General features: G+C 70.6%; 26 protein-coding genes. 13 read left to right on the forward strand and 13 right to left on the reverse strand.

Annotated elements, in window-relative coordinates; translation table 11 throughout:
* Positions 1–20 precede the first annotated feature (20 nt).
* The 3 genes from ACTMTF_RS19555 to cofD form a co-directional block, all read right to left on the reverse strand.
* Complete coding sequence (locus tag ACTMTF_RS19555) at positions 21–770, reverse strand: lytic polysaccharide monooxygenase (protein ID WP_441111965.1); 750 nt, start codon at positions 768–770, stop codon at positions 21–23.
* 93 nt (positions 771–863) lie between these two features.
* Positions 864–2,138, reverse strand: a complete 1,275-nt coding sequence (locus ACTMTF_RS19560; RefSeq protein ID WP_397008486.1) for a coenzyme F420-0:L-glutamate ligase — start codon at positions 2,136–2,138, stop codon at positions 864–866.
* A complete protein-coding gene (cofD, locus tag ACTMTF_RS19565; protein WP_441111966.1) occupies positions 2,135–3,073 on the reverse strand; it encodes a 2-phospho-L-lactate transferase in 939 nt (312 codons plus the stop codon). Before cofD ends, ACTMTF_RS19560 begins: the two co-directional genes overlap by 4 nt.
* A gap of 195 nt (positions 3,074–3,268) precedes the next feature.
* Between cofD and ACTMTF_RS19570 the strand changes: the two genes are divergently transcribed.
* Positions 3,269–5,551 (forward strand): hypothetical protein, encoded by a 2,283-nt coding sequence (locus ACTMTF_RS19570; protein ID WP_441111967.1) that lies wholly within the window; start codon positions 3,269–3,271, stop codon positions 5,549–5,551.
* A 319-nt stretch (positions 5,552–5,870) separates the two neighbouring features.
* Positions 5,871–6,131: a WhiB family transcriptional regulator gene (locus ACTMTF_RS19575; protein WP_049564653.1), complete on the forward strand. Its 261-nt coding sequence runs from the start codon at positions 5,871–5,873 to the stop codon at positions 6,129–6,131.
* A 53-nt stretch (positions 6,132–6,184) separates the two neighbouring features.
* Here the strand turns inward: ACTMTF_RS19575 and ACTMTF_RS19580 are convergent, their stop codons facing one another.
* A complete protein-coding gene (locus tag ACTMTF_RS19580) occupies positions 6,185–6,625 on the reverse strand; it encodes a metallopeptidase family protein (protein WP_397008492.1) in 441 nt (146 codons plus the stop codon).
* 136 nt (positions 6,626–6,761) lie between these two features.
* Here ACTMTF_RS19580 and ACTMTF_RS19585 point away from each other — a divergent pair, with 136 nt between their 5' ends.
* From ACTMTF_RS19585 to ACTMTF_RS19605, 5 genes are read left to right on the forward strand one after another with little or no spacing between them, the layout of a single operon-like run.
* A complete protein-coding gene (locus ACTMTF_RS19585; RefSeq protein WP_397008494.1) occupies positions 6,762–7,130 on the forward strand; it encodes a DUF3499 domain-containing protein in 369 nt (122 codons plus the stop codon).
* Between the two features lie 41 nt (positions 7,131–7,171).
* A complete protein-coding gene (locus ACTMTF_RS19590; protein ID WP_441111968.1) occupies positions 7,172–8,521 on the forward strand; it encodes a phosphomannomutase/phosphoglucomutase in 1,350 nt (449 codons plus the stop codon).
* A complete protein-coding gene (locus ACTMTF_RS19595) occupies positions 8,518–8,685 on the forward strand; it encodes a Trm112 family protein (protein WP_189138818.1) in 168 nt (55 codons plus the stop codon). The genes ACTMTF_RS19590 and ACTMTF_RS19595 overlap by 4 nt, the downstream gene beginning before the upstream one ends.
* A complete protein-coding gene (locus ACTMTF_RS19600; RefSeq protein ID WP_441111969.1) occupies positions 8,682–9,791 on the forward strand; it encodes an SIS domain-containing protein in 1,110 nt (369 codons plus the stop codon). Before ACTMTF_RS19595 ends, ACTMTF_RS19600 begins: the two co-directional genes overlap by 4 nt.
* Before the next feature lie 51 nt (positions 9,792–9,842).
* Entirely contained in the window at positions 9,843–10,766 is a 924-nt protein-coding gene (locus ACTMTF_RS19605) for a cation diffusion facilitator family transporter (RefSeq protein ID WP_441111970.1), read from the forward strand.
* Between the two features lie 31 nt (positions 10,767–10,797).
* Here the strand turns inward: ACTMTF_RS19605 and ACTMTF_RS19610 are convergent, their stop codons facing one another.
* On the reverse strand, positions 10,798–11,268 hold the full coding sequence (locus ACTMTF_RS19610; RefSeq protein WP_441111971.1) for a GerMN domain-containing protein: 471 nt from the start codon (positions 11,266–11,268) through the stop codon (positions 10,798–10,800).
* The gene (locus tag ACTMTF_RS19615; RefSeq protein WP_397008504.1) at positions 11,265–11,624 is read right to left on the reverse strand and encodes a MerR family transcriptional regulator; all 360 of its coding nucleotides are present in this window, start codon (positions 11,622–11,624) and stop codon (positions 11,265–11,267) included. Before ACTMTF_RS19615 ends, ACTMTF_RS19610 begins: the two co-directional genes overlap by 4 nt.
* Positions 11,625–11,725: 101 nt before the next feature.
* Here ACTMTF_RS19615 and ahcY point away from each other — a divergent pair, with 101 nt between their 5' ends.
* Together ahcY and ACTMTF_RS19625 are read left to right on the forward strand one after the other, a co-directional pair.
* Complete coding sequence (ahcY, locus tag ACTMTF_RS19620) at positions 11,726–13,153, forward strand: adenosylhomocysteinase (RefSeq protein ID WP_441111972.1); 1,428 nt, start codon at positions 11,726–11,728, stop codon at positions 13,151–13,153.
* A 157-nt stretch (positions 13,154–13,310) separates the two neighbouring features.
* Positions 13,311–14,546 (forward strand): adenosylhomocysteinase, encoded by a 1,236-nt coding sequence (locus ACTMTF_RS19625; protein ID WP_441111973.1) that lies wholly within the window; start codon positions 13,311–13,313, stop codon positions 14,544–14,546.
* A 17-nt stretch (positions 14,547–14,563) separates the two neighbouring features.
* On the opposite strand, the gene ACTMTF_RS19630 is transcribed toward ACTMTF_RS19625, so the two are convergent.
* Positions 14,564–15,211, reverse strand: coding sequence for a DUF305 domain-containing protein (locus tag ACTMTF_RS19630; protein ID WP_441111974.1), 648 nt, complete (start codon positions 15,209–15,211; stop codon positions 14,564–14,566).
* A gap of 210 nt (positions 15,212–15,421) precedes the next feature.
* Here ACTMTF_RS19630 and ACTMTF_RS19635 point away from each other — a divergent pair, with 210 nt between their 5' ends.
* Positions 15,422–16,825: an LVIVD repeat-containing protein gene (locus ACTMTF_RS19635; protein WP_441111975.1), complete on the forward strand. Its 1,404-nt coding sequence runs from the start codon at positions 15,422–15,424 to the stop codon at positions 16,823–16,825.
* A 119-nt stretch (positions 16,826–16,944) separates the two neighbouring features.
* Complete coding sequence (locus tag ACTMTF_RS19640; RefSeq protein WP_441112141.1) at positions 16,945–18,246, forward strand: LVIVD repeat-containing protein; 1,302 nt, start codon at positions 16,945–16,947, stop codon at positions 18,244–18,246.
* Here the strand turns inward: ACTMTF_RS19640 and ACTMTF_RS19645 are convergent.
* Complete coding sequence (locus ACTMTF_RS19645; RefSeq protein WP_441111976.1) at positions 18,240–19,262, reverse strand: RDD family protein; 1,023 nt, start codon at positions 19,260–19,262, stop codon at positions 18,240–18,242. The genes ACTMTF_RS19640 and ACTMTF_RS19645 overlap by 7 nt on opposite strands.
* 51 nt (positions 19,263–19,313) lie before the next feature.
* Here ACTMTF_RS19645 and ACTMTF_RS19650 point away from each other — a divergent pair, with 51 nt between their 5' ends.
* Positions 19,314–20,306: a stage II sporulation protein M gene (locus tag ACTMTF_RS19650; protein ID WP_441112142.1), complete on the forward strand. Its 993-nt coding sequence runs from the start codon at positions 19,314–19,316 to the stop codon at positions 20,304–20,306.
* 22 nt (positions 20,307–20,328) lie between these two features.
* On the opposite strand, the gene ACTMTF_RS19655 is transcribed toward ACTMTF_RS19650, so the two are convergent.
* The 5 genes from ACTMTF_RS19655 to ACTMTF_RS19675 form a co-directional block, all read right to left on the reverse strand.
* Positions 20,329–21,705 carry a DUF58 domain-containing protein gene (locus ACTMTF_RS19655; RefSeq protein ID WP_441111977.1) on the reverse strand — a complete coding sequence of 459 codons (1,377 nt, stop codon included), beginning with the start codon at positions 21,703–21,705 and terminating at the stop codon, positions 20,329–20,331.
* A complete protein-coding gene (locus ACTMTF_RS19660) occupies positions 21,705–22,685 on the reverse strand; it encodes an AAA family ATPase (protein WP_397008520.1) in 981 nt (326 codons plus the stop codon). The genes ACTMTF_RS19655 and ACTMTF_RS19660 overlap by 1 nt, the downstream gene beginning before the upstream one ends.
* The gene (locus ACTMTF_RS19665; protein ID WP_441111978.1) at positions 22,675–23,769 is read right to left on the reverse strand and encodes a DUF4350 domain-containing protein; all 1,095 of its coding nucleotides are present in this window, start codon (positions 23,767–23,769) and stop codon (positions 22,675–22,677) included. The genes ACTMTF_RS19660 and ACTMTF_RS19665 overlap by 11 nt, the downstream gene beginning before the upstream one ends.
* Before the next feature lie 182 nt (positions 23,770–23,951).
* Entirely contained in the window at positions 23,952–24,596 is a 645-nt protein-coding gene (locus ACTMTF_RS19670) for a DUF4129 domain-containing protein (RefSeq protein ID WP_441111979.1), read from the reverse strand.
* Positions 24,566–25,810, reverse strand: coding sequence for a glycerophosphoryl diester phosphodiesterase membrane domain-containing protein (locus ACTMTF_RS19675; protein ID WP_441111980.1), 1,245 nt, complete (start codon positions 25,808–25,810; stop codon positions 24,566–24,568). Before ACTMTF_RS19675 ends, ACTMTF_RS19670 begins: the two co-directional genes overlap by 31 nt.
* A gap of 267 nt (positions 25,811–26,077) precedes the next feature.
* Between ACTMTF_RS19675 and mtrA the strand changes: the two genes are divergently transcribed.
* The gene (mtrA, locus tag ACTMTF_RS19680) at positions 26,078–26,755 is read left to right on the forward strand and encodes an MtrAB system response regulator MtrA (RefSeq protein WP_189138803.1); all 678 of its coding nucleotides are present in this window, start codon (positions 26,078–26,080) and stop codon (positions 26,753–26,755) included.
* Positions 26,756–26,757: the final 2 nt, after the last annotated feature.

Here is a 26,757-nt window from a genome sequence, read left to right on the forward strand (position 1 = left end):
GGCGGCGCCCCCTCAGGCGATCAGACCTTGCCCCACAGGGCGGGAACGTTCGGCGGCTCCCAGCCGGCGAGGGCGGTGTGCGCCTGGATGCAGCGGTAGGTGGCGCTTCCGTAGGTGACGGTCGAGCCGGTCTTGTAGGCGGTGCCGGCCTTCCAGGTGCCGCCCACGGGCGAGGTCGGGGTCGGCGTCGGAGTGGGCGTCGGAGTACGGGTCGGGGTGGGCGTCGGGGTCGGGGTGGGGTCGGGGTTGCCGGCGCCGCCGCCGATCCGCAGGTCGATGCAGGCGTAGAAGGCCATGGGCGTGTCGGCGATGTTCCAGATGGCGAGGACCTTCTGCCGGCCGCTGAAGCCGGAGAGGTTCACCCGGTGCGAGACCTGCAGCGACGGCGGCTGGCGGCCCTGGTCGTTGAAGCTCGCGACCCGGGTGCCGCCGATGTAGTACTCCCACGTGCTGGTGGCGTGCTGGACGGTCAGCGTCCACTTGAAGTCGACCGTGCTGCCGACCGAGGTGACGGGCCACGCCTTGCTCTCGTCGCTGAGCTGGGCGAAGCGCGGGATGCCGCCGTGGCAGTTGCGCTGGCCCTTCGGGCCTTCGACGCTCTGCGGCTCGTAGATGATGTCGCCGCAGCCCGAGACCTTGCCCTGGGCGCAGTTGGCCTGGCGGCTCGGCGGCGAGTTGACGTAGCCGTGGGCCAACGCCGGGGAGGTGGCGAAGATCGTGCAGGCGACGGCGAGCACCGTCACGGACAGTAAGGTGAGCAACCTTCTCATGAAGCGAGCTCCTTTACGGTGGGGGTGCGCCCAAATGTAAAGGAAACTTTCCTAACAGGTACACCAAACCGTGACATTCTCGAAAGTCGCAGGTCAGCGCGTCACAAAGAAGTCCTGAGGGTCGCGTGGCGCTCGATCCCGAGGGGGAGCGGCCGCGTGGCCGATCGCGACGCAGCCCATCGGATCCCACTCCTGGGGCAGGTCGAGCACCTCACGCACCACCGGGCGGCAGAACATCGTGGACGACACCCACGCCGAGCCCAGCCCTTCGACGGCGAGCTGGACCAGGAAGTTCTCGACCCCCGCGCCGGTCGCCACCACGAACATCTCCCGCTCGGCGGCGTTGCGCCGGTCGTCCCGATAGGTGTGCGAGCCCGCCATCACCAGGCACGGCACCACCAGATAGGGCGCGGCGCGCAGCACGTCGCCACGCCTGACCCGCTTCGCGATCGACTCCTCGGTGAACCCGTCGCCGCGCAGATCCGCGATCCACGCCTCCCGCATGGCGTCGAGCAGCCGCGTCCTGGTCGAGGCCGACTCGACGAGCACGAACCGCCACGGCGTCGTGTGGTGCGGCGCCGGCGCGGCGATGCCCGCCGCGACCGCCCGCCGCACCGCGGCGGCGTCGACGGGCCGGTCCGAGAACTCCCTGATGGTACGGCGCGCGAACACGACGTCGCGTGACCCGAACCGGAACAGGTCCTCGTCGGCCGGACGCACCAGCGGCCTGACCCCCGGCCCGTCCTCCTCGGTCACCAGGTGCGCCAGCCCGCGCACGACGGCGACGGGAACCCCGTCGAGCTTGCCCTTGACCAGCTCGGCGGCGGCCGCGATCTCGTCCACGAGAGCCGTCACGGTGGCGTTGAGCGGATTGCCGTGGGTGTCGGTGCCGCCCCGGAAGTCCGCCAGCGGCGTCACGCCCGCCGCGCCGATGGCCACGTCGGTCAGCCCGTGCCGCCACGGGCGCCCGAAGGTGTCGGAGACGATCACGCCGACCTTGGGCGTCAGCCCCGACCGGATCCGGCGCGCCGACGCGTCGGGGTCCTCCGGCAGCAGGAGCACGGTGCCGGGATCGGTGTTGGAGGCGTCCACCCCGGCGGCGGCCATGACGAAACCGTGCCGGGTCTGCGAGATCACGGTGTCGCCGCGCCGGGCCACCACCCGGTCGGTCTCGTCCTCGATCGCCTTGACCCGGTCGGGAGCCTCCCGGATCCGGCCCTCGGCCTTGCTCACGATCTTGGAGGTGACGACCAGGATGTCGCCCTCGCGCACGTCGGCGTCCCGGAGCAGGGCCGCGATGTCGTCACCGGGGCGCACCTCCCCGATGCCGGGCACGCCGAGGATCTCGATCTGCTGCGGGGTGGTCATCGGGCGAGCTCCTGTGCCAGGTCGAGGGCGGCGCGGGCGATGGCCGCCGTCGCGTCCGCGTCGTGCATGAGCAGCGGCCGGGCCTCGACGCGGACGCCGTCCAGGGCGACCGCCGAGTCCTCGGGGGCCACCAGCCAGCCGCCGATCAGGTCGGCTCCGTACAGCTCAAGGACGGCTTGGGCGCTGGTCTCCACCCCGATCGCCGTCAGGCAGGCGTCGGCCATGCCCCTGACCGGCGCGCCGCCGATGATGGGGGAGACGCCCACCACGGTCTTGGCCATGAGCGCGTCGCGGATGCCGGGCACCTGGAGGATGGTGCCGATGCTGACCACCGGGTTGGACGGCGGCAGGATGACCACGTCCGCGTCCGCGATCGCGTCCAGCACCCCAGGGGCGGGCTTGGCCGTGTCGACGCCGACGAGCGCGAAGGACTCGGCGGGCACCGAGGCGCGCAGCCTGACCCACCACTCCTGGAAGTGGACGGCCCGCTTGCCGTGCTCGTCAGAGATGATCACGTGCGTCTCGCACCGGTCGTCGCTCATCGGCAGCAGGCGCACCCCCGGCTGCCAGCGGGCGCACAGGGCCTGGGTGATCTGGGAGAGCGGGTAGCCGGCCTCCAGCATCTGGGAGCGGACGATGTGGGTGGCGAAGTCGCGGTCGCCCAGGCCGAACCACTGCGGTTCGACCCCGTAGGCGGCCAGCTCCTCCTTGACGACGTGCGTCTCGGCGGCCCGGCCCCAGCCTTGCTCCTCGTCGATGCCGCCGCCCAGGGTGTACATGACGGTGTCGAGGTCGGGGCAGACCCGCAGGCCGAACAGGGTGATGTCGTCGCCCGTGTTGCCGATCACGGTGATCTGGTCGTCAGGCGCGATGGCGCGCAGGCCACGCAGGAAGCGGGCGCCGCCGATGCCGCCGGCGAGGGACACGATGTGCATGCGGCCCAGTCTTCCACCGGGGTTTGGTGACACTTCCCACAGGAGCCGATTTCGCCCTCGCCACATCCCCAGCATGGGCGTGATTCGAGGGGAAGATAACGTTTATTGTGATCTACGGGCTGCATGGGACTCCCACGGGGTCAGTCCATGATGTGGCAAACTCCCTTCGGGCTAAAGGGTCCGTTGGGGGTAGTTGTGAGCAAATTAGACGTAGAGCGGTTGAAGGAGCCGGCCGCCTGGATCATGTTGGCCGCCGGTGGGCTGGACATCCTGCTGACGCTGGGCCGGATCCTGATCGGCTCCTCCGGGCCACTCGGTGGCAGCGGGCCGTCCTTCACCGAACGGGCTTTCAGCCACTTCTTCAGCCTGACCAGCCCGCTCAACGTGGCGCTCGTCCTGGGGGCGGTGCTGCTGGTCACCAAGGTCGGCCGGCCCTCGCCCAAGGCCAAGCCGATCGCCTACGTCGCCGCCGGCGCGCTCGCGGTCGCCACCGTGTTCGGCGCGCTGTCGCTGCTGCTCGGCCTGTTCGCCGGCAACGGGGCGCGGGCGACCGTGGAGTTCGTGCTCACGGGCGCGCCGATTCTCGCGCTGGCCGCCGTCGCGCTGGTCTACCTGCTGCCGCAGGTCCTGCCCGATCGACGCGCCGCCGGCTACCAGCAGAACTACGGCCCTCAGGGGTACGGCCAGCAGCCGCCCTCGCAGGGCCCGCCCGCCTTCGGCCAGCAGCCACCGCCGCAGGCCCAGCAGGGGTACGGCCAGCAGCCCCCCGGGCAGCCGGGCTACCCGCCCGCCCAGGAGTACGCCCAGGGCCAGCCGGGATTCCCGCCGGCCCAGGAGTACGGCCAGCAGCCCCCTCCCCAGGGACAGCAGCCGCCGTACGGCCAGCAGTCCGGGTATACGCAGCAGCCCCCGAGCTACGGCGGCCAGCCCGAGCAGCCTCCGTACCAGCAGCCCTACAACCCGCAGGGCCAGCCGTTCGCCCAGCAGGACCAGCCCGCGCAGCCCCCGCAGCCCGCCCAGGACGCCTACCAGCCGCCCCAGCCCCGCGCGGCGCTCCCGGCGCTTCCCGCGGCCCCGTCCGACCGTGAGCCGAGCCGGTCGGAGCGGCCGGCCGGCCAGTTCGAGGCGGGCTACGGCCAGGCCGCCGCCTCCCAGGACCCGTACAGCACGCCCGCCGTCGGCTCCCCGGCCCAGGACGGGTACAACTCCCCGGACGCCTACAGCACGCCGGCACCGGACGCGTACAACCCGCAGAGCCAGGACCCCTACGGTTCGCAGGCCCAGCCGTCCCACGCCGCGTACGCGCCGTCCGAGACCGCGCCGGACGCGACGTACCCGTCGCAGCCCGAGTACCAGCCCGCCCCGTACGTCCCGGCGGACAGCCAGCCCAACCAGTACAGCCACCCGAACCCGTACAGCCCCTCCGACAGCCAGTCGAACGTGTACGGCTCGGCGGACCAGTACGCGCCTCCGGCCGACAACCAGCCGAACCCATACGCCCCCCAGTCGGACAGCCACGCGGGCGCCTACGCTCCGGCGGACAGCCAGCCCAACGTGTACGGCTCGGCCGACCCGTACGCGCCTCCGGCCGACAACCAGCCGAACCCGTACGCCCCCCAGCCCGACAGCCAGCTGGGCGCGCACTCCGACAGCCGGCCGAACCTCTACGCCGCGCCGGTGGAGCAGCCGGGCGCGTTCGGCTCCGGCTACCCCACGACCGAGACGGCGCCCAGCGTGCCGTTCCCGCAGAGCGAGCCCCAGTACGGCGGCCAGCAGCCCTACTACGACCGCCCGTCGGCGTTCGACCAGCAGGCAGGGCAGCCGGCGGGGCAGCAGGGTGGCCAGCACGGCGGCCAGCAGGCGGGGCCGCAGGGTGGGCAGCCGTTCACCGGCTACTCCGGCAGCGAGTTCTCCACCCCGGCGCAGGAGCCCGCCTTCCAGGAGCCGGACCCGCCCGTGGACCCGCGCTCACAGCAGCTCCTCGACGCCTACCAGCAGGCCGACACCTACCAGTCGGGCGTGGGCACCCAGCCTGACCTGCGAGTCCCCGACTACGGCGCCCAGGGCGCCAGGCCGCACGACGACCTGTTCGGCAACCCGCAGCCGCAGGGCCAGCCGCAGCACGGCCAGCCGCAGGGCCAACCTCAGCACGGCCAGCCGCAGGGGCAGCCCCAGTACGGCCAGCCGCCGCAGGCTCAGCAGCCCTACCCCGGCCAGCCCCAGCACTCGCAGGCCCCGTACGACCCGCAGCAGGCCGCCTACCCCCAGCAGCCGCAGCAGGGCCAGTACGACGCCCAGGGTTACCGGCCGCAGCACCACCAGGCGCCGGCTTGGGGCGCGGACGCCCCGGCGGCCGACTCGACCATCCGGCTCGACCAGTCGGCACTGCGCGGCGACGCGCTGGGGGAACAGACCCGCCAAGGGGATGACCCAATAGACCCAACGGCCATATACACCCCCAATGAGCCACGCAGGTAACGGACCGGCAAAGCAAGGCTAGAGAAGAGGTGGCGCACAGGGCGGAGCTCTATCCCGCCCTGCTACGGTTCCGACCGCTGACAGCGTTGAACACACCCGTCCATGGGCCAGGACTCTGGCCCGAACCGGGTGGGAACATCACATGCCAGGCACGACCGGGGCGAGAGCTGGTCTTTCCCCGGATACCAGCATGCCGCTTGACGCCACGTACGGCACACGCGTGTAATTACAACCATGTTGTTACGCCTTCCCGTGGGTGGGTACAAGGAAGGCGTTCCATGGGGGGCTCCATTGCGGGCGGGCGGCAGGGAGGTGTGCAGTGACCGATTTGGTCATCGCACAGGATCAGCTTGACGCTGAAGAACTCGGCTGGCAGGAGCGCGCACTGTGCGCGCAGACGGATCCAGAGGCGTTCTTCCCGGAAAAGGGCGGCTCCACCCGAGAGGCCAAGAAGGTGTGCCGATCGTGCGAAGTGCGTGCTGAGTGCTTGGAGTACGCACTCGAGCACGACGAGCGCTTCGGCATCTGGGGTGGGCTGTCCGAGCGGGAACGCCGACGGATCAAACGCCAGGCCGTATAGGGATAAAAGCGGGGAGGGGCCGCACGGATCACCGTGTGGCCCTTTTTCGTGTCCTAGCGGCGCTCGTCGTAACCGGGGTCGACCGTGTCGGGTGACAGGCCCAGCAGCGTGGCCACCTGCTCCACCACGGTGTCGTGCACGAGCGCGCCCAGCGTGTCACGATCGCGGGCGCGGGCCTCCAGCGGACGGCGGTAGACCACGACCGAGGCGGGGCTCTGCCCCTTCGCCGTGTCGGCGCGGCCGAACGGTATGGGGCCCGAGGAGACGCCGGGACCGTCGCCCAGCTCGCTCAGCGGCGGCACCTCCTCCACCGCGAACTCCACGGCGGACAGTTGCTTGTCCCACTTGGGTCTGAGCCGGTCGACCGCGTCGAGCACCAGGTCATCGAAGCGCTCGCTACGGGCCCTGGCCATGGGCACGTAGGAGGGTGCGAGCGGCCCGCGCAGGCCGCGACCGTGCCGGTCACGCCGCCGGGGACCGCGCTTGGAAGTCACACGGCAAGTCTAAGGGTGAGGCGCCTTCGGGGCATGTAGGTGGAAAGCCTGCGACAGGTGTCCGAATTGTGGCGACACGCTCGTTAAGAGCGCCCAGATAGTGGCGTCCCGCACTCTTACCAGATACGGTCCCTCCGTGAGCCCCGTCCGCCGCTGTTCCCGCACCGCTTGCAGTCAGCCTGCCGTCTTCACGCTCACGTACGTATACGCCGACTCGACCGCAGTTCTCGGCCCCTTGGCGACGTACGCCGAGCCACACTGTTATGACCTGTGCGCCGAACACGCCGAGCGGCTGACCGCTCCCCGCGGCTGGGAGGTCGTCCGGTTGCCGACGGACGGCGGCTCGCCGAGCTCCGACGACCTCGAAGCGCTGGCCAACGCGGTCAGGGAGGCCGCCAGGCCCACCCCTTCCGGCGCCGGCGAGCCTGTCGGCCAAGGCGTCGAGGTAGGCCGACGTGGGCATCTTCGTGTTCTCAGGTCGGCCCAGCAGCACCGTGACCGGTAGGCTCGTCCTGGCCGTACAGACGACCTAGGGGCGGAGCTGGAGTGGGCGATCTCGCCAAGATCTTCAAGGCTTACGACGTTCGCGGCGTGGTGCCGGACGAGCTCGACGAGCCCATCGCCGAGGCCGTGGGGGCGGCCTTCGTCGACGTGACCGGCGCCGAGTCGGTCGTGGTGGCGCATGACATGCGCGATTCCTCCGTGCCGCTCGCCGACGCCTTCGTCCGTGGCGCGCGTTCTCGCGGCGCCGACGTGGTGCACGCCGGGCTCGGCTCGACCGACCTGCTCTACTACGCCAGCGGCAGCCTCGGCCTGGCCGGTGTGATGTTCACCGCCAGCCACAACCCGGCCCGCTACAACGGCATGAAGATGTGCCGCGCGGGCGCGGTGCCGATCGGCGGCGACACCGGCCTGACCGAGATCCGCGACCGGGCGGCCGAGCTGATCGGCGACACGGGGGCGCCCACCGGCTCCCTGATCGAGAAGGACCTGCTCCAGGGCTATGCCGACCATCTGCGCACGCTGGTCGACCTGTCCGCCAACCGGCCGCTCAAGGTCGTCGTCGACGCGGGCAACGGCATGGGCGGCCACACGGTTCCGGCCGTGTTCGCCGGGCTGCCGATCGAGCTGACCCCGCTCTACTTCGAGCTCGACGGCGCCTTCCCCAACCACGAGGCCAACCCGCTGGAGCCCGCCAACCTGCTCGACCTGCAGAAGGCCGTGGTCGAGGCGGGCGCCGACGTGGGGCTGGCCTTCGACGGCGACGCCGACCGGTGCTGGGTCGTCGACGAGCGGGGCGAGTCCGTGTCCCCGTCGGCGATCACCGCCCTGGTGGCGGCGCGTGAGCTGGCCAAGCACCCCGGTTCGACGATCATCCACAACCTGATCACCTCGCGCGGCGTCCCCGAGATCGTCCGCGAGCACGGCGGCGAGCCGGTGCGGACCCGCGTCGGCCACTCCTTCATCAAGGCCGAGATGGCCCGCACCGGGGCGGTCTTCGGCGGGGAACACTCCGCCCACTACTACTTCCGCGACTTCTGGTTCGCCGACTCCGGCATGCTGGCGGCGATGCACGTGCTGGCCGCGCTCGGCGAGCAGGACCGGCCGCTGTCGCAGGTCGTGGCGGCCTACTCCCGCTACCACGCCACGGGCGAGATCAACAGCACCGTCGCCGACCAGGACGACGCGCTGCGCCGGGTGCGGGCGGCGTTCGCCGGGCGGGGCGAGGTCGGCGACCTCGACGGCCTGACCGTGAGCGCCCCCGGCTGGTGGTTCAACCTGCGGGCTTCCAACACCGAGCCGCTGCTCAGGCTCAACGCCGAGGCGGCTGACGAGACCACGATGACGGCGGTCCGGGACGAGGTTCTCGGCCTGCTCAGAGAGGTGACACAGTGAAGATCGACGACTGGCTGCTGGAGATCCTGGCCTGCCCGGCGTGCAAGTCACCGCTGCGCGTGGAGGGCGAAACCGAGGAGCTGGCCTGCACGGGATGCGGCCTGATCTATCCGGTCCGTGACGACATCCCGGTGCTGCTCGTCGACGAGGCCAGGAAGCCGTGACCTGGGAGCCGGAGCGGCTCGACGACCAGCGCCACCTGAGCGAGGGCGACCCCGGGGGCATGCTGCTCGCCGTGGCCGCCTCGGCGGCCCAGGTGCGCACCGGCCACCGGTGCGCGATCGAGGCGGGCGTCGTCGAGCGGCTGTCGGCGGACGGGCGGCCGAGGGCGGTCGTGGTCGCGGGCATGGGCGGCTCCGCCGTCGCGGGCGACATCCTGGCCGCGGTCTGCGGCAACAGCGCCCCGCTGCCGATCGTGACCCTGCGCTCCTACCAGCTGCCCGGCTGGGTGGGCGCCACCGACCTGGTGGTCGCGATCTCCTGGACGGGCGAGACCGAGGAGACGCTCGCCGTCGCCACCGAGGCGGTGCGGCGCGGCTGCACGCTGCTGGCGCTGGGCCCCGCGGGCTCCGCGCTGGAGTCGGTGGCCACCCAGGCGTCGGCCGTCCACGTCCCGCTGCCGACGCGGGGGCAGCCCCGGGCCAACCTCTGGCTGGTGACGGTCCCGCTGATCGTCGCCGCCGCCTCGCTGGGCCTGGTACGCCTCGACGAGGCGATGGTCGAGCAGGTGGCCAAGTCGCTGGAGGACATCGCGCACCGGTGCCGGCCGTCCAGCGAGTCGTTCGTCAATCCGGGCAAGTCGCTGGCCATGGAGCTGGCCGAGAGCGTGCCGATGATCTGGGGCTCGTCCCGGCTGGCGGCCGTCGCGGCCTGCCGCATGGCCGGTCAGCTCAATGCCAGCGCCAAGTATCCGGCGATCCCCGGCGAGCTGCCGGAGGCCGGCCACAACCAGGTGGCCGTGCTGGACGGGCCGCTGGCCGAGCGTGACATCTTCGCCGAGACCCCGGGCCGCTCGCTCAGGCTCGTGATGCTGCGTGACCTGGAGGAGCATCCGCAGGTGGCCAGGGCGCGCGAGGCCGCGGTGCGGCTGGCGCACGACCGTGGCGTGCCGGTCACCGAGCTGGCCGCCGACGGCGCCCATCCGCTGGAGCGGCTGGCCTCGCTGGTGGGGCTCGGCGACTACGCGAGCACCTATCTGGCGCTGGGCTACGGTATCGATCCGACCCCGGTGGCGGCGATCTCGGAGATAAAGGCCAGAATTTCGCAATAGGATCTCGTTTTAGGCCTTGAGTAACATGATCATGAGATTGGGAGACCCCCGGTGAGCGCGAGCGGCGGAACCAAAGCAATCCTTGCGGCATTGGCGGCGAACACCGCCATCGCTGTGGCGAAGTTCGTGGCCGCGGCCTTCACCGGATCCTCCTCGATGCTCGCGGAGGGCATCCACTCGGTCGCCGACGCGGGCAACCAGGCGTTGCTGCTGGTCGGAGGCAAGCGGGCGAAGCGGGCCAGCACCCAGGAGCACCCGTTCGGCTATGGTCGCGAGCGTTATTTCTACGCCTTCGTGGTCGCGGTCGTGTTGTTCGCCATCGGCGCGCTCTTCTCCCTCTACGAGGGCTTCCACAAGCTCTCCGACCCGCACCCGGTGGAGTCGGCGGGCTGGGCGTTCGGCGTGCTGATCTTCGCGATCATCGCCGAGATCTTCTCGTTCCGGACCGCGATCCAGGAAGCCAACGCGGTGCGCGGCAAGCAGTCGTGGATGGCCTTCATCCGCAGGTCCAAGGCGCCCGAGCTGCCGGTCATCCTGCTGGAGGACCTGGGGGCGCTCTTCGGCCTGATCTTCGCGCTGTTCGGCGTGACGATGGCGGTCGTCACCGGTGACGGCAGGTGGGACGCCATCGGCACGCTGATGATCGGTGTGCTGCTGGCCATCATCTCGGTCATCCTGGCCGTCGAGACCAAGTCGCTGCTCCTGGGTGAGGGCGCCTCGGAGGAGATGGAGGCCCAGATCCGCACCGCGCTGGAGACCGCGCCGCAGGTGGATCGCGTCATCCACATGCGCACGCTGCACCTGGGCCCCGAGGAGTTGCTGGTGGCGGCGAAGATCGCGGTGACGAACAACGACACGGCCGCCGAGGTGGCCGAGGGGATCGACGAGGCTGAGCGGCGCATCCGCGAGGCCGTGCCGATCGCCCGGGTGATCTACCTGGAGCCGGACCTGTACCGTACGCCGAGCAACGCCTGATCCGGCGCCGCGCCTCGGGGCGCGGCGCCGATCACTCGTGGCCGGTGACGCAGGAGGTGCCCGCGTCGGTCTGGTCGAACAGGCAGCGGCCGTCCTTGCCGAGCGTGACGACCTTCTTGACGCTCCTGAACTGCTTGAGCGTCGCGTCGATAGTGCGCAGGATCCGCGCGTCGCCGCCCACGCCGTTGCCCCACACGGTCCGGCAGAAGCGGAGTGTGGCCGTACCCTTTGTGATCTTGATGGTGAAGTCGGCGCCGCAGTCGGACCTGCCGCGGATCTGGCCGCCCAGCTCGGAGTGCAGCCCCCGGCGTCGCTCGGCCGCGGTCGGGCCCGCGATGAGCTGCTGGAGCGCGAACGTGGCGACTCCCCGGTCGGGGGCCTTCCTGGTGACGGGGACGACCTTGCCGGGGACGCCGAACCCGTGGGAGAAGTAGACCTTCACCTCGCTGCCGGCCTGCACCGGGGACAGGGCGAGTACCGTGGCCATCAGCAGCTCTCTCATGTCCTGTTGGACGTCCGGCCGGGGGCGGAGGTTCGTAGCAGGCGCAGCGCCTTCTCCTGCTCGAAGTCCAGGGCCCGGCGCGGCACCTGGATGCGGCCGATCCGCACGCCGAGGTCGCGCACGGCCGCCGCCACCGCGGGCTCGCTGAGGGCGCGCAGGGCGAAGGCCAGCTCGGCGGGGGAGACGTCGAACCGCTTCTCCAGCTCCACCGCCTGAGCCACGGCGGCCAGCTCCTCGGCGCCGAACCGGCGGTGCGCGCCCTGCTCCCGGATCGGCGGGAGCAGGCCCAGCGCCTCCCGGTACCGGAGCATCCTGGGGGACATGCCGAGCCGCTTGGCCGCTTCCGTGATCCGCATTCTTACATTCTTACGTCAGGTTCAGTGCTCTAGTGATGCGAGGGGGCGGTTCGGCCGCCTAAACTCATGGCGACACCACAGTGATGCGAGGGGAATACCCGATGGACTTCAAGGTCGCCGACCTTTCACTTGCCGACTTCGGCCGCAAGGAGATCCGGCTCGCCGAGCACGAGATGCCCGGCCTCATGGCAATCCGCAAGGAGTACGCGGCCTCCCAGCCGCTCCGCGGCGCGAAGATCATGGGCTCCCTGCACATGACCATCCAGACCGCCGTCCTCATCGAGACGCTGGTCGCGCTCGGCGCCGACGTCCGCTGGGTGAGCTGCAACATCTTCTCCACCCAGGACCACGCGGCGGCCGCCGCCGTCGTCGGCCCCAACGGCACCGCCGACGACCCGCAGGGCGTCCCGGTCTTCGCCTGGAAGGGCGAGACGCTGGAGGAGTACTGGTGGTGCACCGAGCAGGCCCTCACCTGGCCTGACGGCGACGCCCCCAACATGATCCTCGACGACGGCGGCGACGCCACCATGCTCGTCCACAAGGGCGCCGAGTACGAGAAGGCCGGCGCCGTCCCGCCCGCCACCGAGGACGACCCGGAGGAGTGGCACGTCGTCATCGAGGTGCTCAAGCGCACGGTCACCGGCGACAAGCGGTGGACGAGGATCGCCGAGAGCATCAAGGGCGTGACCGAGGAGACCACCACCGGCGTGCACCGCCTCTACGAGATGCACAAGAACGGCCAGCTGCTGTTCCCGGCGATCAACGTCAACGACTCGGTCACCAAGTCGAAGTTCGACAACAAGTACGGCTGCCGCCACTCCGTCATCGACGGCCTCAACCGCGCCACCGACGTGCTGATCGGCGGCAAGGTGGCCGTGGTCTGCGGCTACGGCGACGTGGGCAAGGGCTGCGCCGACGCGCTGCGCGGCCAGGGCGCCCGGGTCATCGTGACCGAGATCGACCCCATCTGCGCCCTCCAGGCGGCCATGGACGGCTTCCAGGTCACCACGCTGGACGAGGTCGTCGGCATCGCCGACATCTTCGTCACCACGACCGGCAACTTCAAGATCATCACCGCCGACCACATGGCGAAGATGAAGCACCAGGCGATCGTCTCCAACATCGGCCACTTCGACAACGAGATCGACATCGTCGGGCTGGCCAAGACCCCCGGCATCGAGCGGCGCAACATCAAGCCGCAGGTCGACGAGTGGGTCTTCGCCGACGGTCACTCGATCATCCTGCTGGCCGAGGGCCGCCTGATGAACCTGGGCTGCGCCACCGGCCACCCGTCGTTCGTCATGTCCAACTCGTTCACCAACCAGGTGATCGCGCAGATCGAGCTGTTCACCAAGACGGCCGAATACCCGATCGGCGTCTACACCCTGCCCAAGCACCTGGACGAGAAGGTCGCCCGCCTCCACCTGGACGCGCTGGGCGTCAAGCTCACCGAGCTGACCAAGGAGCAGGCCGCCTACATCGGCGTCCACGTCGAGGGCCCGTACAAGTCGGACCACTACCGCTACTGATCTTCTGGCGAGCGCGCTCCGGGGGGCCTGCCCTCCCGGAGCTTTGCCTTATCAGCGCACAGACCAGATCAGCGCACAGACCATCTTTCACTGCAGGCCGAGTCACCCGCACGCGACGAGCGAGCGGGTGGCCGTCCTCTTCGGTTAGGGCTCGGGCATGGATCTCAGCGACAGCGGCGAGCGGCAGATCTCCTGGGCGGCCCGTTCGATGCCGGTGTTGACGGCGATCGGCGAGCGGTTCGCCGTCGAACGGCCGCTGGAGGGGCTCAGGATCGCCGCCTGCCTGCACGTCACCGCCGAGACGGCCGTGCTCATGGGGGCGCTGAAGGCGGCCGGCGCCGAGATCGCGCTCGCGGCCTCCAATCCGCTGTCCACCCAGGACGACGTCGCCGAGGCGCTGCGTGGTTACGGGATCGCCGTGCACGCCAAGGCGGGGGTCGACATGGCCACCTACTACCGGCACATCCACCAGGCCCTCGACCTGGGCCCTGACCTGGTCCTGGACGACGGGTGCGACCTGGTCAACATCCTGCACACCGAGCGGACCGACCTGCTGGCCGGGGTCTCCGGCGGATGTGAGGAGACCACGACCGGGATCATCAGGCTGCGGCAGATGGCCGCCGAGAAGGCGCTGACCTTCCCCGTCGTGGCCGTGAACGACACCCGTACGAAGCGGATGTTCGACAACCGCTATGGCACCGGGCAGTCGACGCTCGACGGGATCATGCGGGCCACCAACATCATGCTGGCCGGGCGGACCGTGGTGGTCGCCGGGTTCGGGTTCTGCGGGCGCGGGGTGGCGGAGCGGGCCAAGGGGCTCGGCGCGCGGGTGATCGTGACCGAGATCGACGCGGTGAAGGCGCTGGACGCCACCCTCCAGGGCTACGAGGTGTGCCCGATGGAGCGGGCGGCGACGACCGGCGACCTGTTCATCACCGTGACGGGCAACCGCGACGTGATCAGGGCCGAGCACCTGGCCGCCATGAAGGACGGGGCGATCCTCGCCAACGCGGGGCACTTCGACGTGGAGATCGACGTCCGGGCGCTGGACGAGATGGCCCACGAGGTGCGCCGGGGGGTGCGGCCCAACACCGACGAGTACGTGCTGCCCGACGGGCGGAAGCTGCTGCTGCTGGCCGAGGGGCGGCTGGTCAACCTGACCGCCGCGGAGGGGCATCCGGCGGCGGTGATGGACATGTCGTTCTCGGCGCACGCGCTGGCCGTCGCGTGGCTGGCCCGCGAGCGGGCCGGGCTGGCTCCCGGCGTGTACGACGTGCCCGAGGACATCGATCACGAGGTGGCCAGGCTCAAGCTGGCGGCGACCGGGATCGGCATCGACGTGCTCACCGTCGACCAGCGGGCCTACCTGCACTCCTGGCGGGCGGGCTCCTAGCCGCTCGTCGGCCGTTCCTAGCCAGAGGTCTGGATCTGCCGCATGCGGCGGATCTCGGCCAGCTGGGTCACCGCGATGTCGTTGGCCAGCTCCTCGATCCTGATGTGCGAGCCGCCGGTCAGCACCAGCTCCGACATCTTGATCGCGCCCTGGTGGTGGGCGGTCATGAGCTCCAGGAACTGCCCGTCGAAGGCCTGGCCCGAGGCGGCCTTGAGCTTGTCGAGCTGCTCCGGGGTGGCCATGCCCGGCATGCCCTCGTGGGCGGCGTGGTGGTCGGGGACCCGCTGTCCCTGCTCCTGCAGCCAGGTGCGCATGAACTGGATCTCCGGGCCCTGGGTGTCCGTGATCCGTGACGCGAGGGCCTTGATCTTGGCGGAGGCGGCCCTGTTGGGCACCAGGATGGACATGTCGAGCGCCTGCTGGTGATGGACGATCATGTCCTGGACGTACTTCACGTCCGCGGCGTTCGCGGTGGGCTTGGGCACCGCCGTCGCGGCCTCGCCGGGTGACAGCGTCCTGGCCTCCTCGCCGGGCCGGCCCGGTGCGATCACCGGAGCCGTGGAGTCGGCTCGTGGGGCCTGTGGCGGGGTGGCGGTGCAGCCCGACAGGGCGATGACCGTGCCCCCGACGATGCCCGTGACGACGACGATGAGCGCGGCGCGCACCCAACCTCCCTGACTGATTAGGTCGGAAATGCGCAGTATACGACGCAAAAATGATCTGCGTAAGAGGACAAACAAGCATAAGATTTGACATCTTGCATGCTGGTCGGGTCAGGCCATTCGGGGTGAAGATTTCATAGTTTATGCCGCCTTTATAGGGAGAAATCGGGAGATCTCCCCGTCTGGCCATCATGTGATCAGGGAGGACCATCCATGTTCAGCAAACGTCCCGCGCTGGTCGTGGCCGGGGTCGCCATCGCCCTGGTGGCGACGGCGTTACCCGCCATGTCCAGTGACATCCCCCCGGCTGACACCGTGGTCACGAGCCCGAACGTGACTCATGTCCTCAACGTTCCCAAGCCTGAGGCCCTCGCCGGCACGATCAACACCGACCTCGCCTTCCAGGGCGACTACGCCTACGTCGGCAACTACGGCGGCTTCTCCATCGTCGACATCAAGAACCCGAAGAAGGCCAAGGTCGTCAGCTCGGTGGTGTGCCCCGGCGCGCAGATGGACGTGTCCGTCTACGGCGACCTGCTCTTCAGCGCCGTCGACAGCTCCCGCAACAACGACTCGTGCAGCAGCACGGGCCAGAGTGCGACGATCAAGGAATCCTGGGAGGGCGTCAGGATCTTCGACATCAGCGACAAGGCCAACCCCAGGTACATCAAGTCCGTCGAGACCAACTGCGGCTCGCACACGCTGACGCTGGTGCCGGGCAAGGGCTCCGACAAGCGCAGGAACGTCTACCTCTACGTCTCCTCCTACAGCCCCGGCGCGACCCTCCCGGACTGCCAGCCGCCGCATGACAAGATCTCCATCATCAAGGTGCCGCTGCGCGATCCCGAGGCGGCGGCGGTCGCGGCGACGCCGGTCGTCTTCCCCGACGGCGGCAACGAGACCCAGCCCGGCCTGCTGGTGCCGACCAGCGGCTGCCACGACATCACCGTCTACGCGGAGAAGGACATGGCGGCGGGCGCCTGCATGGGCGACGGCGTGCTGTTCGACATCCGTGACCGGCTCGACCCCAAGGTCACGGCCAGGACCACGGACCCGAACTTCGCCTTCTGGCACTCGGCGACATTCACCAACGACGCCAGGACCGTGCTGTTCACCGACGAGCTCGGCGGCGGCGGCGCGGCCACCTGCAACGAGGCCATCGGGCCGAACCGCGGCGCGGACGCCATCTACCGCATCCACCGCGGCCAGCTCATCTTCCAGAGCTACTTCAAGATCCCGCGTCACCAGGCCGACTCGGAGAACTGCGTGGCCCACAACGGCTCGCTGATCCCGGTCAAGGGCAAGGACATCATGGTCCAGGCCTGGTACATGGGCGGCGTCTCGTTCCTGGACTTCAGCAACCCGGCCAGGCCGGAGGAGTTCGGTTACTTCGAGCGCGGTCCGAAGGCCGACGGCAGCGGTGGCGGTGTCTGGTCCGCGTACTACTACAACGGGTACGTGTACGCGGCCGACTTCGACAACGGCCTGGACATCCTCAAGATCAACGACAGGCGGACCAACGGCGCGGCCCGCGTGCACAGCGATCTGCTCAACGTTCAGACCCAGCAGTCCTACCGCGAGTGGGGCTGGGGCCGGGACTACGCGGCAAGCGAGTAAGCAACCCCAAATATCGACCTTTCCTGACATAGTGGGTGGCTTCTAGATCACCCCTATGCAGGAGGTCCTCTTTGGCGCCCAAGTTCGGCAGGGTCGTTCCCGCCCTGGTGGTGACGGGAATGGCGCTGGCCCTGAGCGGGTCCCCGGCCAATGCCGTGGACGATGTCAGGGCCAGCGCCAACGTCAAGCTCGTGGCCAACGTCCCCAAGCAGGCCCCCTTCAAGAGCACCGAGGCGTACAACAGCGACCTGGCCTTCCAGGGGAACTATGCCTTCCAGGGCAACTACCAGGGCTTCACCGTCTACGACATCAAGAACCCGGCCAAGCCCAAGGTCGTCAGCCGCGTCTCCTGCCTCGGCGCGCAGAACGACGTCTCGGTCCAGGGCGACCTGCTCTTCCTGTCGGTGGACGAGACGCTGTCCGGCGACTCCTGCAAGGCCCGCAGCGCCTCCCCGAGCAAGAAGTCATCCTGGGAGGGCATCCGGATCTTCGACATCAGCGACAAGGCCCGGCCCAAGTACGTCAAGTCGGTCCGGACCGCCTGCGGCTCCCACACGCACACGCTGGTGCCCGGCGAGTCCAAGAGCTCGGTCTATCTGTACGTCTCCTCCTACGGGCCGGAGTCGGGGTTCCCGGGCTGCAAGCCGCCGCATGACAAGATCACGATCATCAAGGTGCCGCTGAAGAGCCCCAAGGCCGCCAAGGTCGTCGCCACCCCGGTGCTGTTCCCCGAGGGCGGCAACGAGAGCGCAGCCCTGCTCGCGCCCACCAGCGGCTGCCACGACATCACCGTCTTCCCGGAGAAGGACCTCGCGGCCGGCGCCTGCATGGGCGACGGCGTGCTGATGGACATCTCCGACCGCGAAGCCCCGAAGGTCACCCACACGGTCACCGACGACAACTTCGCCTTCTGGCACTCGGCCACCTTCAACAACACCGGCACCAAGGTCGTCTTCACCGACGAGCTCGGCGGCGGCATGATGGCCACCTGCGACAAGTCGTTCAAGTCCCACCTGGGCGCGGACGCGATCTACGACATCGAGGGCGCCGAACTGGTCAAGAAGGCGTATTTCAAGATCCCGCGCCAGCAGACCAAGGACGAGAACTGCGTCGCGCACAACGGCTCGCTGATCCCGGTCAAGGGCAAGGACATCATGGTCCAGGCCTGGTACCAGGGCGGCATCTCGATCTTCGACTTCACCGACTCGGACCAGCCCAAGGAGATCGGCTACTTCGACCGCGGCGCGTTCAAGCCGGTCGACGTCGCCGGATCGTGGTCGGCGTACTACTACAACGGCCACATCTACAGCAGCGACATCCAGCGCGGCCTGGACGTGCTGCGGATCACCGACAAGCGCACCGCCCCGGCCGCCAAGGTGCGGCAGAAGTCGCTCAACGCGCAGACCCAGTACGCCTACTGAGGAGGAGCGAACCCGCCCGGAGTCGCTCCCGGCGACTCCGGCGCGGGCGCCGACGGCCCGTACGGCGATGAGCCCTGAGGAGCCGGCGGCCCGTACGGGGGCGCCGGTTGCGCGTACGGTGACCCCTGCGGGGCCGGTGGCGCGTACGACGAGCCTGGGGGCGCCGGTTGCGCGTACGGGGATCCCTGGGGCGGTGCCGGTTGCGGGTAGGGCCCGCTCTGCGAGGGCTGCTGCGGCCAGGCCTGATGGCCGGGCCGGGCGTTGGCGCCGGACTGGCGGGCCAGGCGGAGCTGCTCGCGGCGGCGGCGTTCGGCCAGGACGGCGCTCAGGTAGGCGTGCGGCGGCACCCCGGCGGGTGCGGCGGGCGAGACGAAGGCGGCCACCTGCGTGGCGATCCGGACCCCCATCTCGTGCTGGATCTGCGGCGTCAGGTCGTGCCAGCGCAGCAGATACTGCCGGGCGGCGGTCGTCACCTCGTCGGGAAGCTGTGACAGCTCCAGCGTCGCCGCCCAGGCCGCCAGCGGCGGCGGCATCACGATGGCCTGCCCGGTGTCGCGCGGCGCCCGCTCGGAGATGACGATCGTGCCCGCGAACAGGTCGCCCAGCCGCTTGCCCTGCGGCGAGATCAGCGAGGAGATCAGCGCGGGAGCGCCGGAGAACGCCCAGAACTCCAGCACCCCCGCCAGCCCGCGGAACAAAGCCTGCCTGAACCGCTCGGGGCCGCCGTCGTCGCTGACCACCCGGAGCCCGAGCGCCAGCTTGCCGAGGCTGCGCCCCCTGGTGGTCGTCTCCCAGATCACCGGATAACCCACGGTGACGAGCACCACGAACGTGATCGACACGGCGGCGTAGAGAGCCGGGTCCGTGATCAGGGAGAACGCCTCCAGGACCAGGAAGGCGACGATCAGGATGGTGATCTGGACCGCCATGTCGATGAGCAGCGCCAGGAACCGCGAGGGCATCTGGGCCACCCGCACTTCGAGGACGACGGCGTCACCGGTCACAACCTCTGACATATGTGGAGCCTAACGGCAATGGGTGACTGGTTGACCGGCCACAATGGTCGGGTGGACATCGACGCGTTCGTCACCGCACACCGACCTGTGTGGGACAGGCTGGAACATCTGGTCAAGCATCGCTCCTCGCTGACCGGGGAGGAGGTCGACGAGCTGGTCGACCTCTACCAGCGAGTGTCCACCCATCTGTCCATCGTGCGCTCCTCTTCCACCGACGCCATGCTGGCCGGACGCCTGTCGGCCCTGGTCGCCAGGGCCCGCTCGGCCGTCACGGGGGCGCACACCCCGGCCTGGCGCGAGCTGGTGCGGTTCTTCTCCGTCACCTTCCCGGTGGTCGCCTACCGGGCCAGATGGTGGTGGCTGGTCACCTCGGTGGCCTTCTTCGCGGTCTCCTGGATCTTCGGCGCCTGGGTGGCGGCCAACCCGGACGTGCAGGCGGCCATCGCCACCCCCGACGAGATCACCCAGCTCGTCGAGGAGGACTTCGCCGACTACTACTCCGAGCATCCGGCCGCCTCGTTCGCCGGCCAGGTGTGGATCAACAACGCCTGGGTCTCCCTCCAGGTCATCGTGTACGCGATCTTCCTCGGCCTGCCGATCCCGCTGGTGCTCTGGCAGAACGCCGCCAACGTCGGCGTGTCCGGCGGGCTCATGGCCTCCAGGGACAAGCTCGACATCTTCTTCGGGCTGATCACCCCGCACGGGCTTCTGGAGCTGACCGCCGTCCTGCTCGCGGCCGCCGTCGGCATGCGGCTGGGCTGGACCGTCATCGACCCGGGACACCGCAGACGGGCCGAGGTGCTGGCCGAGCAGGGCCGGGCGGTGATGGCCGTGGCGCTCGGGCTGATCGTGGTGCTGTTCGTCTCCGGGCTGATCGAGGCGTTCGTCACCCCGTCGGGGCTGCCCACCGGCGTCCGCGTCGGCATCGGGGTGCTCGCCGAGGCCGTCTTCCTCGCGTACGTGATCGTCTTCGGTCGCCGGGCGGCGCGCCAGAACGAGACCGGCGACCTGGAACGAGCCCCGGACGTGGCCCCGAGCGCCTGAGCCGGACACGCCCGCTGAGCGCCTAGAGACGTCCTGCGGCCTTGAGGGCCAGGTAGGTGTCGGCCAGGGCCGGGGCGATGTCGTCGGGGAGCGCGTCCACCACCTCGACGCCGTGCCGGCGCAGCCTGGCGGTGATGCGGCGGCGTTCGAGCCGGGCATGCTCGGCGGCGGCCGCGGCGTACACCTCCTCCGCCGTCGCCCGCTGCGCGGCCATGGCCGCGACCAGCGGGTCGGAGACGCTCGCGACCAGCACCAGGTGACGGGAGGAGAGCTGGGGGAGTACCGGCATCAGGCCCTCCTCCAGGGAGGCCGAGTTGAGGTCGGTGAGCAGCACGACCAGGCAGCGGCGCTTGGCCCGCGACAGGATCGCGGCCACCATACCCTGCGAGTCGGCCTCGATGAGCTCGGCCTCGATCGGCGCCATCACGTTGACCAGCGACGACAGCAGCTCGGTGCGGGAGGCTCCGGCCACCCAGGCGCGCACCGCCCGGTCGTAGGCGAGGAAGTCCACCTGGTCACCGGCCCTGGCGGCGAGGGCGGCCAGCAGCAGGGCCGCGTCCATCGACCAGTCGAGGCGCGGCCAGCCGGGCGCGGGCCGGGTGTCCGGCCTGACCAGCAGTCCGCCGGAGCCGTTCGCGGGGGCTCCGGCCAGCGGGATCGGCGCGTCGCCGACCCGGCCGGCCGAGGTGCGGCCGGTGTCGAGCACGATCAGCACCCGCCGGTCGCGTTCGGGCCGCCAGGTGCGCACGACCACGTCATGGCGGCGCGCGGTGGCCCGCCAGTCGATCGACCGCACGTCGTCGCCGACCACGTACTCGCGCAGGGAGTCGAACTCGGTGCCCTGCCCGCGCACCAGCGCCGGGTGCTGCCCGTCGAGCTCGCGGAGCCTGGCCAGCCGGGAAGGCAGGTGCTTGCGTGACAGGAACGGCGGCAGCACCCGCACCGCCCACGGCGCGCGGTGGCCGCCCTGCCTGGCGGCCAGGCCCAGCGGGCCGCGCGAGCGGACCGTCACCGAGACGGACTCGCGGTCGCCGCGCCGGGTCGGGGTCAGCGTGACCACCAGCTTGCGCCGCTCGCCCGGCGGCACGTCCAGCTCCAGTTCGCGGGGCGAGGCGCCGGCCGAGGGCGGCCAGGCGTCCCGCAGCACGCCGCGCACCCGCCGGCGGCCCGGGTTCTCCACCACGAGCTCGACCGTGGCCTGCTGGCCGAGCCGCACCAGCCGCTCGCCGGAACGGTGGAAGCGCAGCGGCCGCACCGCCCCCGCGAACACCAGGTCCACGAGGATCGCGGCGGCCAGCAGCAGGCAGACCCCCGCCACGGCGGGCCCCGGCGAGGGAGCGATCAGCACCACCACGACCCCGAGCGCCGCGACCAGCCCGGCGCGTCCCGTGAGAGCCATCAGCGCGGAACCGGGACCGAGGCCAGGATTCCGTCCAGCAGGCCGTCCGCCGTCGCGCCCTCCAGCTCCGCCTCGGGCCGGAGCTGGATGCGGTGCCGCAGCGCGGGCCTGGCCAGCGCCTTCACGTCGTCCGGCGTCACGTAGGCGCGCCCCGACAGCCACGCCCACGCGCGGGAGGCGGCCAGCAGCGCGGTCGCGCCGCGCGGCGAGACGCCGAGCTGCAGGGACGGCGAGTTTCTGGTCGCCCGCGCCACGTCCACGATGTAGCCGAGCACCTCGGGAGCCACGTGCACTGTGGCCACCGCCGAGCGGCCCGCCGCCAGGTCCTCGGCCGTCGCCACGGCCTTGACCTCCGACAGGTCACGCGGGTCGAAGCCGTGCGCGTGCCGCTCCAGCACCGAGATCTCCTGGTCACGCGGCGGCAGCGGCACCGTCAGCTTCAGCAGGAACCGGTCGAGCTGCGCCTCGGGAAGCTGGTAGGTGCCTTCGTACTCGACCGGGTTCTGCGTCGCGCACACCGTGAACGGGTCGGGCAGCATGCGGGCCGAGCCCTCCACGCTCACCTGCCGCTCCTCCATCGCCTCCAGCAGCGCCGCCTGCGTCTTCGGCGGCGTACGGTTGATCTCGTCGGCGAGCAGCAGGTTCGTGAAGACCGGCCCCTCCCGAAACTCGAACTCCGCCGTCTTCGTGTCGTAGATCAGCGACCCCGTCACGTCACCCGGCATCAGGTCGGGCGTGAACTGCACCCGCTTGAAATCCAGCGCCAGCGCCGCCGACAGCGTGCGCACCATGAGCGTCTTGGCCACGCCCGGCACGCCTTCGAGCAGCACGTGCCCCCGGCACAGCAGCGCGATGACCAGCCCGGTCACCACCGCGTCCTGCCCGACCACGGCCTTGGACACCTCGGCGCGCAGTGCGCCGAGCGCCTCCCTGGCCGCGTCCGCTCCGCTCGGCGGCAGGGTGCTCCCGTCAAAGTTCACTGACCTTCCTTTCAATGAAGTCCAAGTATCCGGCCAGGGCGACCAGCCCGGCGTCGTCCGCCGGCGGCGGCCCGTAGAGCGCGCCGCCGACCTGCTGCTGATCCTCGCCGGTCCGTACGGCCAGCGCTGTGACGATCTGGTGCCGGTCAGCGCCGGAGTAGAGCCCCAGCCGTGGCGTCAGCCGGTCGATCGTGCCCGCCCTGAGCGAGTCGGCGGCCCTGGCCCTGGCCCGTCTGGCCCGGTAGAGCTGCCCCCGGCCCTCCACGGTCTCCGCCGCCCGCACCACGACCGGCAGCCTCTCGACCACGACCGGCCCGAGCCGCCTGCCCCGCCAGAACGCCACCAGCACCACCGTCAGGCAGGCCATGAGCACCGCCCACGGAATCCAGGCCGGCATGAGGTCGTACACCGATCTGCCCGCTCTGCCGGGCAGCTGGCCCGGTGGCGGGTCGTCCGGCGGCACCAGCCAGGTGACCGGCTTGCCGGTGGACAGCAGGTTCAGGGCGAGGGCGGCGTTGCCGTCCTCGGACAGGCGCTGGTTGGTCATGAAGTCGGCGCTGCCGAGGACCGTGGTGGTGCCGCCCGCGTTCGGGTAGCTGACCAGCGTCCAGCCGTCGCCCGCCGGGTAGCAGCCGACCGCGCCCCTGGGCCCGGTGAACGCCGCCCCGCCGATGAACGCACTGCCCGCCGCCCTGGCCGCCGGCAGCGAGCACTCCGGCTCGCGTGAGCGCTGGCGTACGGAGCTTTCCGCGATCTCGACGCCTGGCGCGAGCGCGTCGAGGCTGCCGAAGCCGTTGACGAGGACCCGGTCACCCTGGATCTCGGCCAGGTCGAAGTCGTTGAAGAAGAGGGTGCTGGTGATCAGCAGCAGCCGGCCGGGGCCCTTGGCGGCGGCCTCCTCGACCGAGTCGACCCTGTCGACCGTGACGCCCTCGGCCCTCAGCAGCTCGGCGAGCGCCTTCGAGCCCCTGAGCGAGGTGTCGGCGGGGTCGAGGGCACGGCGCTCGCCCTGGTCCGGCCCGAACAGCACGGTCCCGGCGGCGACCAGCACGACGATGAGGCCCAGCAGCACGGCCCACCGCATGCCCCGCCACCTGGACCGCACGGTGGGCGCCGTGGCGGACGTGCTCCCCGGAGAGGCCTGGCCGGTCTCTTGCAGCACGGATCCGGGGTCCATGAGACCCGATCCGGCCGCCGGAGCGGGTGTGCCGGGCTCCGGCTCCGGGGGTGGGAAAAGCGGTGGGGTGTGTCCGCCGGGCTCCGGGGTCATGCCGGGCCTCCCATGGGCACCGGCCTGGCCAGGCGCAGGCGCTCGTCGAGGGCGGTCATGGTCTCGTAGGCGTCCCGGGTGCCCGGGACGCCGCCGTAGGTCACGTCGTCGAAGGAGCGGGCCGCGGCCGTGAGCTCCGCCGAGAAGCCGGGCAGCGCCGCGCCGGCCTCCGCGGCCAGCTCGTCGGCGGTGCGGCCGGGCATGCCGTCGACCAGCGCGCGCTCCTCCAGGTCCCGGGCGATGGCGCGCAGCCGCTCCTGGACGGCCTCCGACCAGCGGCCCTCGCTCGCCAGCCGCCCGGCCGTCTCGCGGTGCTCGGCGGCGGTCGTCGCCCGCGCGCCGAACAGGGCGCCCGTGGCCATCGCGTTGCGGCGGCTGGTCTTGCGCAGCTGCCAGCCGACCAGCGCCGCCACCGAGACCAGGATCAGCACGATGACCACCGCGGCGATGATCCCGCCGGCCGTGCCGCCACCCGCCACCCCGTCCATCAGGTCGCCGATGAACTGGTTGAAGTAGCGGTAGAGCCGGTCGAGCAGCGCCTCGTCGGCGTACTGAGGATCGAGGAGCTCCCGCGCCGCGCGTCCGGCGCCGTCCTCCCTGCCGATCGGGGTCACGGCCCGGTGGAGTCGGAAGGGCGCCACAGCTCGTCCGCCGAGGCGTGCACCCAGCCCTGACGCTGCTGCTCGATGGCGGCCGTCTGCAGCACGAGGTCGAACGCCTCGGCGCGCATCCGGCGGTCGGCGTAGAGCAGCCCGGCGACCCCTGCCTCGAACGGATAGGTGATCATCGCCCCGAGCGTGCCGCCGACGGCGACCAGGATCGCGCCCAGCACGACGGTCCAGGCGCTCCCGCCGCCGATCACTCCGACGATGGTGCCGCCGAAGACGAAGGGGACCTGGAGCACGGTCGCCACCATGCCGACCACCAGCGCGGTGAGCAGCAGGATGCCGAGGACCCGCCAGAAGTCACCCGTCACGAGGGTCCACGAGCGGCGCAGCGCGTCGATCGGCCCCCTGCCCTCCAGCACCACGGCCGCGGGCGCGAAGGCGAAGCGCGCCCTGAAGAACAGCACATAGGCGATATAAAAGATCATCAGCACCAGGAAGAGCACCACGAGCCCGCCCACGGCGTCGGGGGAGCTGCCCAGACCGGAGGAGATGAGGACCGCGAAGACGGCGGCGATCACGGCCACGGGCGCCAGCATGACCAGGGCCATCAGCCCCACCACGCCGAACAGCGCGGGCATGCGGCCCTTGGACGCCTGCCAGGCCTCCCCGGCGGTCATCTTGCCGCCGAAGACGGCGCGGCCGAGGATGCGGGTCAGCACGCCGGTCAGCAGCGTCACCACGACGAAACTGATGGCGTAGGAGACGAGGGTGCCTCCGTACTGCGCGAGGACACTGCCGAAGACGGCCGGATCGCCGTTCTCCGCGAGGGTGGGATCGCTGAGGGCGCTGCCCACGTCGCCGAACAGGAACGCCTGCCCGACGGCGAGCGGGATCGCGGCGAGCAGGGCGGCGATCGCCGACATGCCCAGGACGGCCTTGGGGTTGGACCGGACCAGCTTGATCGTGCCGTCGAAGATGTCGCCGAGCCGCAGCGGGCGCAGCGGGATGATCCCCGGCCGCAGCGGCTGCGGATGCGGCGTGTAGCCGTAGCCCGGCGCGCCGTACGGCATCTGCCCATAGGGCTGCGGGGGCTGCGGGCCGGGCGCGTACGGCTGCTGCCCGGACGGGGGCTGCTGCCCGCCGGCCGGGGCGGTCCACGGAGATGCCTGCGGCGCGCCGTAAGGTGGGGGCTGCTCCGAGGCCCAGCCTGATGGCGGCTCGGGTGAGGGGCCGTGACCGTCTGACATATCCCAATCCTGGCACGCTGGGAGGGTCAGTGGTGTCGTCAGGGCGATTCGCCCGCCCCCTTGGCGGCATTCCACGGTGATTGACGCGACGGATCTTGCACAGGGATGGCCGAAAGTCGCTCCGTTACCGCAGACTGATAATGCGATCGTCGTCGAGAGCCCGAAATTCAGCTTTCGACGCTCTGATTCCCACAGATGGGCCGAGCGAGGGTAACCTTCAGCGATCGTGCTGGTATGTCCCAGAATGCGTAGAACGAATGAGGGGCCATGAAAGGTCGCGTGCTGGTCGTCGACGACGATGCCGCTCTTGCTGAGATGTTGGGCATCGTGCTCCGCGGCGAAGGTTTCGAACCATCCTTTGTCAGCGATGGCGACAAAGCGCTGGACGCTTTCCGGGACACGCGCCCGGATCTCGTCCTGCTCGACCTGATGCTGCCCGGAGCCGATGGCATCGACGTCGCCCGCCGGATCAGGGCTGAGTCAGGCGTTCCGATCGTCATGCTCACCGCCAAGAGCGACACGATCGACATCGTGCTGGGGCTGGAGTCCGGCGCCGATGACTACATCGTCAAGCCGTTCAAGCCGAAGGAGCTGGTCGCCAGGGTGCGCGCGCGGCTGCGCCGTACCGACGAACCCACCCCGGAGATCCTGCAGATCGGTGACATCACCATCGACGTGGCGGGCCACTCGGTCAAGCGGGACGAGGAGACGATCAATCTCACGCCGCTCGAGTTCGACCTGCTCGTCGCGCTGGCCCGCAAGCCGCGCCAGGTGTTCACCCGCGAGGTCCTGCTGGAGCAGGTCTGGGGCTACCGCCACGCGGCCGACACCCGGCTGGTCAACGTGCACGTACAGCGGCTCAGGGCGAAGATCGAGAAGGACCCCGAGCACCCCGAGATCGTGGTGACGGTCCGCGGCGTCGGCTACAAAGCCGGCCCCGCGTAATC

This window comes from Nonomuraea sp. ZG12, from assembly GCF_052068115.1.
Taxonomy (GTDB): Bacteria; Actinomycetota; Actinomycetes; order Streptosporangiales; family Streptosporangiaceae; genus Nonomuraea.

Coding starts and splice junctions, on each gene's coding strand:
- ACTMTF_RS19645 (WP_441111976.1), bottom strand. CDS start 19,262: ATGTCAGAGGTTGTGACCGGTGACGCCGTCGTCCTCGAAGTGCGGGTG.
- ACTMTF_RS19640 (WP_441112141.1), top strand. CDS start 16,945: ATGGCGCTGGCCCTGAGCGGGTCCCCGGCCAATGCCGTGGACGATGTC.
- ACTMTF_RS19625 (WP_441111973.1), top strand. CDS start 13,311: ATGGATCTCAGCGACAGCGGCGAGCGGCAGATCTCCTGGGCGGCCCGT.
- ACTMTF_RS19675 (WP_441111980.1), bottom strand. CDS start 25,810: ATGTCAGACGGTCACGGCCCCTCACCCGAGCCGCCATCAGGCTGGGCC.
- ACTMTF_RS19655 (WP_441111977.1), bottom strand. CDS start 21,705: ATGGCTCTCACGGGACGCGCCGGGCTGGTCGCGGCGCTCGGGGTCGTG.
- cofD (WP_441111966.1), bottom strand. CDS start 3,073: ATGCACATCGTGTCCCTCGCCGGCGGCATCGGCGGCGCCCGCTTCCTG.
- ACTMTF_RS19560 (WP_397008486.1), bottom strand. CDS start 2,138: ATGACCACCCCGCAGCAGATCGAGATCCTCGGCGTGCCCGGCATCGGG.
- ACTMTF_RS19610 (WP_441111971.1), bottom strand. CDS start 11,268: ATGAGAGAGCTGCTGATGGCCACGGTACTCGCCCTGTCCCCGGTGCAG.
- ACTMTF_RS19665 (WP_441111978.1), bottom strand. CDS start 23,769: ATGCGGTGGGCCGTGCTGCTGGGCCTCATCGTCGTGCTGGTCGCCGCC.
- mtrA (WP_189138803.1), top strand. CDS start 26,078: ATGAAAGGTCGCGTGCTGGTCGTCGACGACGATGCCGCTCTTGCTGAG.
- ACTMTF_RS19555 (WP_441111965.1), bottom strand. CDS start 770: ATGAGAAGGTTGCTCACCTTACTGTCCGTGACGGTGCTCGCCGTCGCC.
- ahcY (WP_441111972.1), top strand. CDS start 11,726: ATGGACTTCAAGGTCGCCGACCTTTCACTTGCCGACTTCGGCCGCAAG.
- ACTMTF_RS19635 (WP_441111975.1), top strand. CDS start 15,422: ATGTTCAGCAAACGTCCCGCGCTGGTCGTGGCCGGGGTCGCCATCGCC.
- ACTMTF_RS19615 (WP_397008504.1), bottom strand. CDS start 11,624: ATGCGGATCACGGAAGCGGCCAAGCGGCTCGGCATGTCCCCCAGGATG.